15 protein-coding genes are annotated in these 14,373 nt (G+C 34.0%); 8 read left to right on the top strand and 7 right to left on the bottom strand.

The window, feature by feature from the left end:
• Positions 1 to 3: 3 nt before the first annotated feature.
• Both FGF67_RS02505 and nhaC read right to left on the bottom strand, forming a co-directional pair.
• Positions 4 to 648: a peroxiredoxin gene (locus tag FGF67_RS02505; RefSeq protein WP_139694889.1), complete on the bottom strand. Its 645-nt coding sequence runs from the start codon at positions 646 to 648 to the stop codon at positions 4 to 6.
• A 140-nt stretch (positions 649 to 788) separates the two neighbouring features.
• Complete coding sequence (gene nhaC / locus FGF67_RS02500) at positions 789 to 2,273, bottom strand: Na+/H+ antiporter NhaC (RefSeq protein ID WP_139694888.1); 1,485 nt, start codon at positions 2,271 to 2,273, stop codon at positions 789 to 791.
• A gap of 97 nt (positions 2,274 to 2,370) precedes the next feature.
• Between nhaC and FGF67_RS02495 the strand changes: the two genes are divergently transcribed.
• Positions 2,371 to 3,393, top strand: coding sequence for a metal-dependent hydrolase (locus FGF67_RS02495; protein ID WP_139694887.1), 1,023 nt, complete (start codon positions 2,371 to 2,373; stop codon positions 3,391 to 3,393).
• Between the two features lie 2 nt (positions 3,394 to 3,395).
• Here the strand turns inward: FGF67_RS02495 and FGF67_RS02490 are convergent, their stop codons facing one another.
• Positions 3,396 to 4,598 carry an aminotransferase class I/II-fold pyridoxal phosphate-dependent enzyme gene (locus FGF67_RS02490; RefSeq protein ID WP_139694886.1) on the bottom strand — a complete coding sequence of 401 codons (1,203 nt, stop codon included), beginning with the start codon at positions 4,596 to 4,598 and terminating at the stop codon, positions 3,396 to 3,398.
• A gap of 154 nt (positions 4,599 to 4,752) precedes the next feature.
• Between FGF67_RS02490 and FGF67_RS02485 the strand changes: the two genes are divergently transcribed.
• Genes FGF67_RS02485 through FGF67_RS02460 form a run of 6 tightly spaced genes read left to right on the top strand, consistent with a single transcriptional unit; the run spans position 4,753 to position 8,732 of the window.
• Complete coding sequence (locus FGF67_RS02485; protein WP_139695013.1) at positions 4,753 to 5,214, top strand: Lrp/AsnC family transcriptional regulator; 462 nt, start codon at positions 4,753 to 4,755, stop codon at positions 5,212 to 5,214.
• Position 5,215: 1 nt separating this feature from the next.
• On the top strand, positions 5,216 to 5,842 hold the full coding sequence (locus FGF67_RS02480) for a CPBP family intramembrane glutamic endopeptidase (RefSeq protein ID WP_139694885.1): 627 nt from the start codon (positions 5,216 to 5,218) through the stop codon (positions 5,840 to 5,842).
• Positions 5,843 to 5,900: 58 nt separating this feature from the next.
• Positions 5,901 to 6,407: a hypothetical protein gene (locus tag FGF67_RS02475; RefSeq protein WP_139694884.1), complete on the top strand. Its 507-nt coding sequence runs from the start codon at positions 5,901 to 5,903 to the stop codon at positions 6,405 to 6,407.
• A 59-nt stretch (positions 6,408 to 6,466) separates the two neighbouring features.
• Positions 6,467 to 7,213 carry a hypothetical protein gene (locus FGF67_RS02470; RefSeq protein WP_139694883.1) on the top strand — a complete coding sequence of 249 codons (747 nt, stop codon included), beginning with the start codon at positions 6,467 to 6,469 and terminating at the stop codon, positions 7,211 to 7,213.
• A 17-nt stretch (positions 7,214 to 7,230) separates the two neighbouring features.
• A complete protein-coding gene (locus FGF67_RS02465; protein ID WP_139694882.1) occupies positions 7,231 to 7,932 on the top strand; it encodes a hypothetical protein in 702 nt (233 codons plus the stop codon).
• Complete coding sequence (locus FGF67_RS02460; protein WP_139694881.1) at positions 7,908 to 8,732, top strand: sensor histidine kinase; 825 nt, start codon at positions 7,908 to 7,910, stop codon at positions 8,730 to 8,732. The genes FGF67_RS02465 and FGF67_RS02460 overlap by 25 nt, the downstream gene beginning before the upstream one ends.
• Here the strand turns inward: FGF67_RS02460 and FGF67_RS02455 are convergent.
• From FGF67_RS02455 to FGF67_RS02440, 4 genes are all read right to left on the bottom strand, one after another.
• Complete coding sequence (locus tag FGF67_RS02455) at positions 8,716 to 10,119, bottom strand: aldehyde dehydrogenase (protein WP_139694880.1); 1,404 nt, start codon at positions 10,117 to 10,119, stop codon at positions 8,716 to 8,718. The two genes, FGF67_RS02460 and FGF67_RS02455, sit on opposite strands and share 17 nt — an antisense overlap.
• 9 nt (positions 10,120 to 10,128) lie before the next feature.
• The gene (locus FGF67_RS02450; protein ID WP_139694879.1) at positions 10,129 to 10,830 is read right to left on the bottom strand and encodes an RluA family pseudouridine synthase; all 702 of its coding nucleotides are present in this window, start codon (positions 10,828 to 10,830) and stop codon (positions 10,129 to 10,131) included.
• A gap of 12 nt (positions 10,831 to 10,842) precedes the next feature.
• Complete coding sequence (gene panB / locus FGF67_RS02445; RefSeq protein WP_139694878.1) at positions 10,843 to 11,661, bottom strand: 3-methyl-2-oxobutanoate hydroxymethyltransferase; 819 nt, start codon at positions 11,659 to 11,661, stop codon at positions 10,843 to 10,845.
• A gap of 130 nt (positions 11,662 to 11,791) precedes the next feature.
• A complete protein-coding gene (locus FGF67_RS02440; RefSeq protein ID WP_139694877.1) occupies positions 11,792 to 12,115 on the bottom strand; it encodes a YbaB/EbfC family nucleoid-associated protein in 324 nt (107 codons plus the stop codon).
• Between the two features lie 135 nt (positions 12,116 to 12,250).
• Here FGF67_RS02440 and FGF67_RS02435 point away from each other — a divergent pair, with 135 nt between their 5' ends.
• Positions 12,251 to 14,317, top strand: coding sequence for a S9 family peptidase (locus FGF67_RS02435; protein WP_139694876.1), 2,067 nt, complete (start codon positions 12,251 to 12,253; stop codon positions 14,315 to 14,317).
• Positions 14,318 to 14,373 lie beyond the last annotated feature (56 nt).

Raw genomic sequence — 14,373 nt, 5'->3', positions numbered from 1 at the left:
AATTTAGATTGTGTGAGCCGCAAGATATTCTGCAACACCATTTCTGTTAGCATGCATCGCCTCTTTACCTTCTTCCCAGTTAGCTGGACATACTTCACCTTTTTCTTGAACGTGAGTTAGGGCATCTACCAAACGAATGTATTCACCAACATTTCGTCCTAATGGCATGTTATTGATGCTTTCATGCTGCACAACACCATCTTCATCAATGATATAAGTGGCTCTGTAAGTCACATTATCACCTTCAACTTGAACGGTACCTGATTCTTCATCAAACGTTTCGCTTGTGATATCTAAAATACCTAAAATGCTTGATAAATTTCTATTGCTATCAGCTAGGATAGGATAGGTTACCCCTTCTATACCGCCATTATTCTTTGCGGTGTTTAACCAAGCAAAATGAACCTCTGGGGTATCGCATGATGCTCCAATTACAATAGTATTACGTTTTTCAAATTCAGGTAAGGCCGCTTGAAACGCGTGCAATTCCGTTGGACAAACAAATGTGAAATCTTTGGGGTACCAGAAAAGTACCACTTTCTTTTTGTTTTTAATGGCTTCTTCAAGAACGTTTACTTTAAAAGTATCGCCTAAATCATTCATTGCGTCAACGTATAAATCTGGAAATTTTTTTCCTACTAATGCCATAGTATAATATATTTATAATGTTATTAATTTTCGAGGGCAAATATAAAACACGGCATCATTATTTGATGCAAATAAAATCTTAATTTCTTATTAAATAATAGAAAATGTTTATGGTAGTTGCTAAATGAAATAATTTCAATCTATTTAGAACGGAGTTGCTTTATTTTGATTTGAAAAGCTGCGAAAATAAGCGTCATGAACGGGCTTAGCCAATTGAAAATAGCAAAAAAGAAATACTCAGCAACAGGAACACCTAATACACCAGATTGATAGGCACCACAGGTGTTCCAAGGAATAAGTACAGAGGTTACCGTACCAGAATCTTCTAAAGTTCTACTTAAATTTTCTGGAGCTAAATTTTTATCTTCATAAGCTTTTTTAAACATTTTACCTGGTACAACCAAGGCTAAATATTGATCGGATGCGGTTACATTTAGTGCTAAACAACTGGCTACCGTTGAAGCAAAAAGCCCGAAAGTTGTTGAGGCCAAATTGAGGAGTGCCTGACTTATCCTCGCAAGAGCACCAATAGCATCCATGACTCCCCCAAAAACCATGGCACAGATAATAAGCCATATGGTTCCTAACATACCAGACATGCCTCCAGAGGTAAACAAGTCATTCAGTTCTTCACTAGTGGTTTCTACGGCGCTATCAACGGTAATGGCGTTCATAACCCCTTTATATGCTGAATTAAATGTCAATTCTTGAGCGCCTGCTAAAGACACTACAATATCAGGTTGTACTATAATGGCTGCCACGCCTCCTAAAAGCGTACCAACTAATAAAGCCACTAACGGTGGTGTTTTTTTAATAATCATAAAAATAACCGCTAATGGTACCAAAAACAACCAAGGAGAAATATTGAAAGCATCTTTAATTGCTGTCAACTTACCTGAAATATTAGGAGTCCCAGTTGTATCAATAGTAAAGCCAATAATCATAAAAACAACAAGGGTAATCACAATAGTTGGTATGGTGGTTAATGCCATATATTTTATATGTGAAAACAATTCGCTCCCGGCCATAGCCGGAGCCAGATTTGTGGTATCGCTTAAAGGCGACATTTTATCACCAAAATAAGCCCCCGAAAGTACGGCTCCAGCTGTCATGCCAATTGGTATACCTAGCGTATTGCCTATACCAACTAAGGCAATACCAACGGTGGCCGATGTTGTCCAAGAACTTCCTGTGGCTATTGAAATAATGGCACTTATAACTACAGATGCTACTAAAAAAATAGTAGGGTTTAAAAGTTGCAACCCATAATAAATCATAGACGGAATAATACCACTAATTAGCCAAGTTCCAGCCAAAGCGCCTACCATGAGTAAAATTAGAATAGCACCAGCCGTTGACTTTATATTTTCAGCAACTTCATCAAGCATTTGTTCATAAGATACTTTATTAAAAAAGCCTACTATAGCTGCTATGGCTGCCCCTATAAGTAAAATGAATTGGTTACTACCACTTAATGAATCATCTCCAAAAACAAAAAAAACATTGAAAAATAACAAAAGAACCAAAGCAAATACAGGAATTAAAGCCTCCCAAATATTAAGTTCTTTATTTTCAATAATATTTTCTTCTTGTGGTGTTTTGGGTGTTATGTCTTGGCTATCCATTATGTAACTTTGAAATTATCATGTAATGTTACAATTTTCAAGGCATGTACGCAAATGGAAATAGTTACGTAATTTTACCCATGATAATTTGAAAAGTATGGATTCATTAACCCAAATTGTATTGGGAGCAGCCTGTGGAGAGGCTGTACTTGGAAAAAAAATAGGTAACAAAGCGTTACTCTTTGGAGCTATAGGAGGCACTATTCCAGATCTAGATGTTATAGTTGGTAGTTGGTTATATGGCAATGAAATAGATGCTATGCTATTTCATAGAGGGTTTATGCATTCTATTTTGTTTTCTGTTTTAGCTGCGTTTTTATTGGGATGGCTGGTCTACAAGTTATACAACACAGGCAAACGACGCCATCTTACTACACAGCACAGCTGGACGCTTTTGTTTTTTTGGTCATTATTCACACACCCCATATTAGACTGTTTTACGCCTTACGGCACCCAACTTTTTACACCGTTTACTAATTATCGTGTAGCTTTTAATAATATAGCGGTGGTAGATCCTATTTACACCTTGCCTTTCTTATTATGTATGATAGTTTTGATGTTTTTTAACCGCATCTCTATAAAACGACGTTTCATTTTGAAATTAGGCATAGTAATAAGTTCTATATATATGTTATTTACTATTGGTAATAAAATATATATGGATATAACTTTTGAAAAGTCATTAAAAAAGAACAAAATAGATTTTAAAAGGTGCTATACACAACCCACTATATTCAATAATATTTTATGGTATGGTATAGCCGAAACAGACTCTACGTATTTTGTAGGGTATTATTCATTGTTAGATAAGGAGCATATATTTTCAGATTTTAAAGCACTTAAAAAAGAAAGGGCATTGTCGCCTCGTGACTACAAGCGGGTTAAAAAGTTGGCGTGGTTTAGTAATCAATATTATAGCATATTTAAAATAGGGGAGAACACCTATCAATATAACGATTTAAGGTATCCGCTAACCATTGAAGAAAATTCTAAATCATCTGTTTTTAAATTTGTGTTATATGATGAGCAAGGCGAATTGAATATGAAACCATTTCGGCGTAATGAAGATAATATTTCGGATGCATTACGTGCGCTATGGGAGCGCCTAAAGGGAAAGTAAAATTAAGTCAATATATTAAGTTCTGCCATGCAATCTCTCATCATACTATATGTACGGGCTATATCGGCATCTAATCCTATGGAAAATCTAATTAACCCATTGCTTAAACCCATATCTTTTTGCTCTTCTTCGGGAATTTCAGAAGACGTAGAGGTGCCTGGTGCACTAAATAGCGTCTTATAAAACCCTAAACTCACCGCTAAGTAGCCAAGGTTTCGATTTTGCATCAATTCCATAAGCGCATTGGCTTTAGTGATGCTGCCAACATCAATAGTGAGCATGCCACCAAACCCATATTCTGTATTCATCATTGATTTGAACAATACATGCGAAGGATGAGACCTTAAGCCAGGATATACCGTTTTTAAACCATCTGCTTCAAATTTTTCAGCTAAATAAAGTGCATTTTTACTATGCTGTTGCATTCTAATATGAAGCGTTCTTAGGTTTTTTAAAATTGATGACGCTCTCAAACTATCCATCGTGGCCCCCAAAAGCATGGCAGCCCCGTCATTCACATGACGTAGATCATTGATAAATGCTTGCGAGGCACAAACAACACCGCCAACGGTATCACTTGCCCCATTAATAAATTTAGTTAAACTATGAATAACAATATCAGCTCCCAGTGTAGCTGGTGAAATAGATAAAGGAGAAAACGTGTTGTCTACCACAAGGGTTAACTGGTATTTTTTAGCTAAGCGCGCCAAACCTCTTATATCAGCAATTTCTAAAAGCGGGTTACTGACCGATTCACAATACAACACTTTTGTTTTACTGGTAATAGAAGCTTCTACGGCTTCTAAATTAGTAATAGCAACAAAGCTGGTGCTCATATTAAATTTTGGAGCAAAATTTTTAAGAAAAGCATACGTACCGCCATAAATAGTGCGGCTAGAAACAATATGATCTCCAGCATCACAAAGTTGCATGAGTACCGCTGTAATAGCTCCCATTCCAGAAGCTGATACATTAGCCGTTTCGGTGCCTTCCATAGCGGCTAAAGCTTCTCCAAGGTATAGGTTTGAAGGTGATGAATGCCTGGAGTATAAATAACAACCATCGGCATTTCCTTCAAAGGTGTCAAACATGGTTTTTGCAGAAAGAAAGGTGTAGGTGGATGAATCGGAAATAGATGGATTTACGCCTCCAAATTCACCAAAATACTGCAAATCCTGAATGTTATTTGCGGGTTTAAAAGCCATGATGTTGATTTTAATTTTATTCAAATGTCTTTTATATATGTGTAAAAATCAATAGTTAATTAATTTTATAAAATATTATTCTATTTAAATTTATTTTTATAGAAAATAAAATAGTATATTCAAATTGTATTCACGTCAAAAAGAAAATTTTTCAATGGTAACCTTTGATGATACCGATATTAAGCTCCTTAAGTTCTTGCAAGAGGATAGTAAACAAACTAACAAAGCACTGTCCCTTAAGTTAGGGCTTTCAGTTACCGCTGTTTTTGAGCGGATAAAAAAACTGGAACGTGAAGGTGTTATTGATGGGTATGTGGCTAAAGTGAATAAGTTAAGGCTAGAGCGCAATTTTATGGTGTTTTGCCACATAAAACTAGTGCAGCATAGTCAGGATTTTGTAGTACGTTTTGAAAAAGAAGTAAAACAGCTTAATGAAGTTTTAGAATGTTATCATATAAGTGGTGATTATGATTATTTACTAAAAGTTATCGTTAAGGACATGGAAGCTTTCAGAGAATTTATGGTAAAAAAACTAACCAAGATTAATCATATTGGTAGTACGCATAGCATGTTTGTTATTAATGAAGTAAAACATGAAACCGCTATAAATTTATAGAATGAAAGTTAGAGCGTATAAAGTATTAGAAGGTTTAATTCTTTTTGTAGTGATTCCTTTAAGCTTTATGATTAATTATTCAATATGGCTAAAATTAGGTTTGGGGGTTATTGGTTTCCTCTATGTGGTTTATGTGCTTACTGTGGTAGAAAAGTTACCACTCAATATATCAAAACATCTCAATTGGCACTTATTTTTGAAGCAGACATTGATAAAGTTTTTACTTATAGCCTTGCTGACAACCTTTTTTATTTGGTTTACTAATAAGGAGTTACTTTTTTTTGTTGTACTTAACAAGCCCAAATTATGGTTGATGATTCTGTTTATTTATACCGTATTTTCTGTGTATCCTCAGGAAATTTTATACCGAACGTTTTTCTTTTACAGATATGAGACTTTAGTAAAAAGTAAAATTGGTTTTGTATTACTCAACGCAGCTTTATTTACATTGGGGCACTTGTTTTTTAAGAATAATTTGGTTTTAGTACTTACGTTTATTGGAGGTTTATTGTTTGCAGGCACTTATCAAAAAACGCGTTCTACACTTTTGGTGAGTATAGAACATACCATTTATGGTTGCTGGTTGTTTACTGTGGGAATGGGAAATATACTAGGATTTCCGTCGTAAATTCGTGTAGTCCCAGAAGTTTTCTTTATTTTAGTATAATAACTAACACACCAAAACAATGAAAAACTTAGCTTATATCTTAATAGGATTTGCCATTGGTGCTATTTTAACCTATTATTTTTGCCCAAGAACTGTTGATACTGAAGAAGTAGTTATCACCAAACCCAAAGGTGTCATTACTGTTGAAGAGGCGACTGCATTGAGTAACAATTGGACTAAATACAGAAAAAAGGCGGTAGATTCGGCAGCAGCAAAACAAGGAAGAAGCGTAGACGACCGTTCCGTTGATTGGTCTTTAACCGATGTAGAAGATTATTTGAATTACGCCAAACAAGAATCTAAAATCTTAGGATTTGATATGACAGGTATTCGTATTTATTTAGGGGTGTATGGTAAAAACGCAGGACAAAGCAAACAGGATTTAACGACTATGTTTATAGTGCCTACTGGAAAAAAATCGCTTTCAGAAGCTAATAGTGTTAATTTAAATATTCAGGGGGATAAAACAATACCTGTTGGTCCATTAAATGAAGGTGGTGGTGGCCAAGGTGGTTATCCACAATAATTCTCAATATAAAATAACGCTATTATTTTTTTAGAACATTAAAACGGAACACAACGCTATTGGGAGGGTTTTTACTAAGAAATTATGTTTGGTTGATAAGTGGTGTAGAGTTGTTAGCAGCCTTAACAGGTTTACTCGTTCTTAAATATTATAGGCATACCTATACCAGATATTTCATTTACTTTTTGGTCTGTATTGCTATATGTGATTTTATTGGTTTCTACACTTGGTTAGTTGAACCCGATAAAATTTTTAGTTTTTTAATAGGAACCCTTATAGAGAAAAATTATTGGTGGTCTACCTTATATTGGAGTATAGGCGCCATAGTATTTTATACGTTTTATTTTGAAAAAATACTTCAAACACATGTGTTTAAAGTTACACTTAAAGTAAGTAATATAATATTCTTGATATTTGCTTTTATTTATATTGGTTTAAATTTTGATGCTTACTTTTCAAGGTTTTTTCCAAGTATTAAAGTTTTTGGAGCAGTGCTTATTATGTTATGTAGCATATTCTATTTTATTGAACTTTTAAATTCTGATAAGCTACTTAATTTCTATAAATTTATAAATTTCTACATTAGTTTTGTCTTATTTATTTGGTGGCTCGTTATAACACCAATTGTGTTTTATGATGGTTATTCTGCGTATGAAATAGGTGTTCCAATTAAAGATAGAGCTTACATCATTCTGAGACGGTATATTTATTTATTTGTTAATCTCTTTATGTATTTAACGTTTACCTTTGCTTTTATATGGTGCAGACAAGAGGCAAAAAAATCTAAAATCACTGATAAGCATTGAAGTTGATATAGGTCTTTATGAACGATTTTTTATTAGAACATTACAACGCAATTTATTCAATTTTAGAGGGTTTATCAGCTATAACAGCCTTAATATGCTACAAAAAGTATAGACTTACTACGGCAAGATACTTTATTTGGTTTCTAGTATATTTAACTATTTGCGATTATGCCAATAACTATGTGCATCATATACAAAACGGTTTTTTTTCGTTTTTACAAGGTACTAAATTGGTGCGTAATTATTGGTGGACTACAATTTATTGGAAAGTAGGGGCTATTCTCTTTTTTGCTTTTTATTATTACATGATACTCCAGAAAAAACGTTTTAAGCAAATACTAAAATATGCGGGATGCATATTTTTAGGGTTTTCAGTAATTTATATAATATGGCACTGGGAGGCTTTTTTTAAGCAGTTTTTTCCAATTATAAGTGTTTTAGGTGCTGTTATTATTTTTTTGTGTACCATGTTTTACTTTATTGAAGTTTTACAGAGTGACAAGATACTTACCTTCTACAAGTCATTAAATTTTTATATTAGTGCGGCTATCTTTATTTGGTGGCTCATTATAACGCCTTTGGTGTTCTATGATATTTATAATGCGCATTTCGATTGGAATTTTATTTTTCTAAAATGGGAAATTTATTTATTTGCCAATTTATGCATGTATTTAACCTTTACCTTTGCTTTAATATGGTGCAAACCACAGAACGAATAGTAAGTACAGCAGCAGAGCGTTATCTGTTGGTTTATATGATTGGTGTATTAGTTATAGTAACCACATTGGTTATTGTATTTTTTGTAGTGTTTCTAAAACGAAAAAATAAATTACTTCAAGACCGTATAAAACAACAGCAGGCTTTTGAAGCTGAAATTGCTCAAGCTCAAACAGAAACCCAAGAGCAAACTTTAAAAAATGTAGGCTGGGAACTCCATGATAATATTGGCCAGTTGTTATCATTTGCTAATATGCAATTGAGTATTTTAAAAATGCAAGTGCCAAATGATGTTAAAGAAAAATTCAAAGATACTTCAGAGGCGTTAAAAGAAAGCTTGGCAGAGGTTAGGGCACTTTCAAAAACACTTAACAATGATGTGATATTAAACCTAGGCTTTGAAAAGTCTATAAACAATGAATTGAATCGATTAAAAAAGATGAAGTTTAAAGGTGCTGAGCTTAAAATATTAGGGCAGACCAGAACATTTTCAAATAAAAAGCATGAAATTATATTGTTCAGAATTATTCAAGAGTTTTTATCAAATTCAGTAAAATATTCCGAAGCTGACCATATTAATATTAAGCTTGATTATCAGATTGATAACTTAGTAATTACAGTTAAAGACGATGGTAAAGGATTTGACACTGATACGGTTGAAAAAGGTTCAGGTTTGTTAAATATGATGAGTAGAGCAAAGTTAATACACTCTAGTATAAATATTCAATCTGAACCAGGAAAAGGGGTGGAACTTGTTTTAACTTATCCGTTTAATAACCTAATGGTTAGCCCAACCATCTAAATAATTTTTTAAGAACCTTGAGTTTACCATTATACGGCGCATATCTAAAAGAAGGATCTGCCCAAGTACCACGTTTTACAATAGATTTATGATGCGTAAAAGTATCAAAACCATATTTGCCATGATAATGGCCTAAACCACTGGCGCCAACACCTCCAAAGGGTAATTTGGGGTTTCCAAAATGAATTAAGGTATCATTAATAACACCACCACCAAAGCTAAAAGTTTTTAAAATAGATTTTATAAAGGTCTTATTTTTTGAAAATATATAACATGCCAATGGTTTGTCTAAATTCCAAAGGATATGCTCAATATCCTTTTCTGTTTGAAAAGATAGTATAGGCAGTATAGGTCCAAAAATTTCTTCCTTCATGATGGGGCTATCAAGTTTAGGATTGTCTATCAAGGTAGGCGCAACGAAGCAGGAATTTAAATGAATAGCTCCGCCAAATACAATATGTTGATTTTGCATCAGGTTTGCCAATCTTTTTGTGTGCACATCATTTATAATTCTTGGAAAATCTTCTGATAATTTCGCGTCTGTTCCATAGCGTTTTGTAATCTCCTGTATTAAGTTGGTGACTAGAGCTTCTTTTATTTCGGCTTTTACAATAACGTAGTCGGGAGCAATACAGGTTTGCCCACCATTAAGAAGTTTGCCCCAAACTAATCGTCTGGCCACTAATTTTAAATCGATAGTGTCGTCAATAATGCAAGGAGATTTTCCTCCTAATTCGAGAACTACAGGTGTCAGGTATTTTGCGGCCGCCTTGGCTACTATTTTACCAACTTTTGTGCTTCCTGTAAAGAAAATAAAGTCCCATTTTTGGGCGAGTAACTGAGAGGCCACTTCGGCATCACCTTCTACAGCAATAACCCAATCTTCTGGGAACACTTTTTGAATAATTTGTGAAATTAATTTTGAGGTGTTTTTTGTGAGTTCACTTGGCTTTAAAACAACTGTATTACCAGCCGCTATTGCCATGATTAAGGGTTCAAAAGCCAAAAGAAACGGATAATTCCAGGGGGCAATAACCAAAATGGAGCCATAAGGCTCTTTGTACATATAATCTTTTGAAGGAAAGCTAAGTAATGATGGCCATACATATTGGTTTTTTGTCCAATATTTTAGTTTTTTAATGACTAAATCTAGTTGAGAAAGCACCAAACCAACCTCACTTAAATAGGTTTCAAATTTATGTTTTTTAAAATCTTTATTTAAGGCATTGAAAATCAATACTTCAGAATCTTTGATTTTACTTTTTAAAGCCTTTAAATAGGTGATTCTGGCTGTGACAGATTTTGTTTGATGTGTTTTAAAGAAAGCCCGCTGCTTATTTACAATAGATTCAATATGTTCCACATAGGATAATTTAGTTCTATAAATATATCTAATTTATGCGAAACAAGCAGCCCAAAGCGGATCATTAGGTAAAGGCGCATCAATGCTAATGGCGTCTTTTTTTACAGGGTGGATAAACTCAATGTGTCTGGCATGTAAACTGATACTAGCATCCCTGTTACTCCTATCAAAGCCATATTTTAAATCGCCTTTAATAGGGCAACCAATTTCGGCAAGTTGTGCGCGAATTTGATGGTGCCTGCCCGTTTCAAGTGTAACCTCAAGTAAAACATAATGATCAAGTTTCTTTTTAACCGTGTAATGTAGAATAGCTTTTTTACTGTCTTTAACTTCCCTTGAATACGCTTTCGACTTATTGTTGTTTGGGTTTTTTTTAAGCCAATGAACTAGCGTGTCACTACGTTTTTTGGGGTGGTTTTTAACCAGTGCCCAGTAGGTTTTTTTTATGTCTTTAGATAAGAATAACTTATTAAGGCGGGGGAGTACCTTGCTTGTTTTGGCAAAAATTACTAACCCCGTGGTTGGTCGGTCCAATCGGTGCACCGTGCCCAAAAAAACATTACCAGGTTTGTTATACTTATCTTTGATGTAATCTTTAACAACATCACTCAAAGGTTTATCACCTGTTTTGTCGCCTTGTACAATATCACCTGCACGTTTATTTACAATGATGATATGATTGTCTTCGTAAAGAACCTGTAAGTTGTTTTTGTTAGATATAACTTTTTCAGACACCGTATTTACCCCTTAATATTGTTCACTTTTGTTAGGGAAATCACGCGTTTTTACATCATCAACATATTGCGCAATGGCATTAGTCATATCGTCAAATAGGTTAAGGTATCTTCTTAGAAAACGCGGGTTAAATTCATGGGTCATGCCCAGCATATCATGTAAAACCAAAACCTGACCATCAACATCAGGGCCAGCGCCAATACCAATAATAGGTATACGCACACTTTCAGCCACTTGTTTGGCTAATTTAGCAGGGATTTTTTCTAAAACAATAGCAAAACAACCTAAGCGTTCCAGCATTTTGGCATCGCTAATTAAGCGATGAGCTTCTTCTTCTTCTTTAGCACGAACGGTATAGGTTCCAAATTTATATATAGATTGCGGTGTTAACCCTAAATGTCCCATAACAGGGATACCTGCATTCAAAATACGCTTTATAGACTCTTTGATTTCTTTACCGCCTTCTAATTTTACCGAATGCGCCCCACTTTCTTTCATAATTCTTATGGCAGAACGTAGGGCCTCTTTAGGGTCACTTTGATAACTTCCAAAAGGTAAATCAACTACTATTAAGGCTCTGTAAATGGCTCTAACCACAGATGATGCATGATAAATCATTTGGTCTAGTGTGATAGGAAGCGTTGTTTCATGTCCAGCCATAACATTACTGGCAGAGTCTCCTACCAGAATAACATCTATACCAGCACCATCTACAATTTTAGCCATGGTATAGTCATAAGCCGTTAACATAGATATTTTTTCACCATTAGCTTTCATATCAACTAATGTTTTTACGGTAACACGCTTATAATTTTTTTGGGCAACAGACATTTTTTTGATTATTAAATTAGGTTGGTAAATGTACTAAATTATAAAGTGCTATAAATCTTTCCTGTTAATTATGATATTTTGAAAGAGTTGCAACACAATGTTAGTTAACGCTTGATAAATAAAATTGTATCTATTTAAACAAATCTAACCCCGGAATGTTAGGGATGCCTTCTTTAGCAACAGCAGCTATTTCTGTTTCGTTTACGCTGGTTGCCTTTTCAATGGCTTTATTTAAGGTAAGAATTAAGTAATCTTCCAGTTGTTCTTTATCTTCTAACAAGGCATCATCAATAGCAATAGATTTAATAGTTCTATTAGCGGTTAGTGTAACTTTCAGTTTATTGTCGTGGCTAGCTTGATCTATTAAAACGGTGTCTAAACGTTTTTTTGTATCCTCTACTTTTTGTTGGGTTTCTTTTAATTTACCCATCATATTCATCATATCTCCAAACATAGTTTCTATAATTTTAATTACGACAAAATTATTAAATAAAGCGATTATTTTGACTGGTTAAAATTTAAAAATCAAAAAACAGTTTAAAAATAATCTTAAACCTTATTTTTGGCGCGTTGAAAATGAAATGAGACAATGACAAAAAATAAGTTTCCTAAAGCACCAATAGCCACCAAAAAACCAAAAGAGTTAAAGATTCATAATGATGTTAGAATAGATGATTACTATTGGTTAAATGATAGAGAAAGCCCAGAAGTTATTGATTATTTAAATGCAGAAAACGCATATACCAAAGCAGTAATGCAGCATACAGAGCCCTTTCAGAAGGTATTATTTGAAGAAATGAAAGCCCGAATAAAGGAAGATGATACTACAGTTCCTTATAAGCTCAATGGATATTGGTATATTACTAAATATGAGTCAGGGAAAGATTATCCTATTTATGTAAGAAAAAAGGAAACACTAGACGCTGAAGAAGAGGTGATGTTTGATTGTAATGAGCTAGCAAAACCGCATGCCTACTTTAATCTAGGTGGCATTTCCATAAGTCCAGATAATACGATGGCGGCGTTTTCAACAGATACTGTAAGCAGAAGACAATATACCATTCAAATTAAAAATTTGGTAACAGGAGAAATTTACAGTGACAAGATATTAAATACAACGGGTAGTGCTACTTGGGCGAATGATAATAAAACGCTTTTTTATGCCAGAAAAGATGACGTGACTTTGCGGTCTCATAAAATTTTCAAACATATATTACATACAGATAGTGTGGCCGATATTGAAGTGTATCATGAAACCGATGAAACCTTTAATACCTTTGTTTATAAAACAAAATCGAAGGAATATATCATGATTGGTGCGGCAAGTACGCTATCAACCGAATACCGTTTTTTAGATGCTAATAATCCAGAAGGAGTCTTTAAAGTGTTTCAAAAACGCACAAAAGATTTAGAGTATAATTTAGCCCATTACAAAGATGAATTTTATGTGATTTCAAATGCTGATGGAGCTACCAATTTTAAAGTTTCAAAAACGAGTGTAAATCAAACAGAAAAAGTTTTCTGGCAAGATGTTATTCCGCACAGAGCTTTGGTTTTAATAGAAGATATTGAAATTTTCAAAGATTATTTGGTGGTCAATGAACGGGAAAATGGATTGAATAATATTAGAATAATGAGTTGGAAAGGAGACGAAGATTATTATTTGAATTTTGATTCTGAAGCCTATACCGCATATATTGGAAATAATCCCGATTTTAATAGCAATGAATTGCGTTACGCCTACAATAGCCTAACCACCCCAAGTTCGGTCATTGACTATAATTTTAAAAGTAAAACTTTTGTCATTAAAAAAGAACAAGAAGTTTTAGGAGGAGCCTTTAAAAAAGAAAATTATGAGTCTAAACGCGTTTGGGCCCTAAGTAGGGATGGGGTGAAAATACCAATTTCAATGGTGTATAAAAAAGGGATGATATTAAATGGCTCCAATCCTGTGCTTCAATATGCTTATGGTTCTTATGGCTCAACTATTGATCCGTCTTTTTCAAGTATTCGGTTAAGTTTAATTGATAGAGGGTTTATTTATGCCATTTGCCATGTTAGAGGAGGGGAGTATTTAGGAAGAGCATGGTATGAAAATGGTAAATTATTAACAAAAAAAAACACGTTTACCGATTTTATTGATTGTTCTAAATTTTTAATTGAGGAAAAATACACCTCAAACAAACATTTGTATGCCTACGGTGGATCTGCTGGTGGGTTATTGATGGGGGCTGTTATTAATATGAATCCTGAATTATATCATGGTGTGATAGCGGCTGTGCCTTTTGTAGACGTGGTGACTACCATGCTTGATGACACCATACCGTTAACAACAGGGGAGTATGATGAATGGGGAAATCCTAATGAAGAAAGGTTTTATACGTATATGAAATCATATTCACCTTATGATAATGTTCAAAAAAAAAATTATCCAAATACTTTGGTTACTACTGGACTTCATGATTCTCAGGTACAGTATTGGGAACCTGCAAAGTGGGTAGCTAAACTACGTGAATTAAAAACGGACGCTAATTTATTACTGCTACATACAGATATGGATTCTGGTCATGGAGGGGCTTCAGGACGCTTTGAAAGTCTAAAAGAAGTGGCTTTAGAATATGCCTTTTTATTAGATTTAGAAGGAGTTCATGGTTAATAAAAAAAAATGTCTTACTTTTGTCAGGTTTTAAACTACCACCTCATTTTAGTGAA

This window comes from Allotamlana fucoidanivorans, assembly GCF_006265225.1.
GTDB classification, from domain to species: Bacteria; Bacteroidota; Bacteroidia; order Flavobacteriales; family Flavobacteriaceae; genus Allotamlana; species Allotamlana fucoidanivorans.
This window is presented reverse-complemented; position numbering and strand designations above follow the sequence as displayed.

Coding starts and splice junctions, on each gene's coding strand:
- FGF67_RS02460 (WP_139694881.1), top strand. CDS start 7,908: ATGGTGCAAACCACAGAACGAATAGTAAGTACAGCAGCAGAGCGTTAT.
- FGF67_RS02490 (WP_139694886.1), bottom strand. CDS start 4,598: ATGGCTTTTAAACCCGCAAATAACATTCAGGATTTGCAGTATTTTGGT.
- FGF67_RS02480 (WP_139694885.1), top strand. CDS start 5,216: ATGAAAGTTAGAGCGTATAAAGTATTAGAAGGTTTAATTCTTTTTGTA.
- FGF67_RS02475 (WP_139694884.1), top strand. CDS start 5,901: ATGAAAAACTTAGCTTATATCTTAATAGGATTTGCCATTGGTGCTATT.
- FGF67_RS02505 (WP_139694889.1), bottom strand. CDS start 648: ATGGCATTAGTAGGAAAAAAATTTCCAGATTTATACGTTGACGCAATG.
- FGF67_RS02495 (WP_139694887.1), top strand. CDS start 2,371: ATGGATTCATTAACCCAAATTGTATTGGGAGCAGCCTGTGGAGAGGCT.
- panB (WP_139694878.1), bottom strand. CDS start 11,661: ATGTCTGTTGCCCAAAAAAATTATAAGCGTGTTACCGTAAAAACATTA.
- FGF67_RS02440 (WP_139694877.1), bottom strand. CDS start 12,115: ATGTTTGGAGATATGATGAATATGATGGGTAAATTAAAAGAAACCCAA.
- nhaC (WP_139694888.1), bottom strand. CDS start 2,273: ATGGATAGCCAAGACATAACACCCAAAACACCACAAGAAGAAAATATT.
- FGF67_RS02465 (WP_139694882.1), top strand. CDS start 7,231: ATGAACGATTTTTTATTAGAACATTACAACGCAATTTATTCAATTTTA.
- FGF67_RS02435 (WP_139694876.1), top strand. CDS start 12,251: ATGACAAAAAATAAGTTTCCTAAAGCACCAATAGCCACCAAAAAACCA.
- FGF67_RS02485 (WP_139695013.1), top strand. CDS start 4,753: ATGGTAACCTTTGATGATACCGATATTAAGCTCCTTAAGTTCTTGCAA.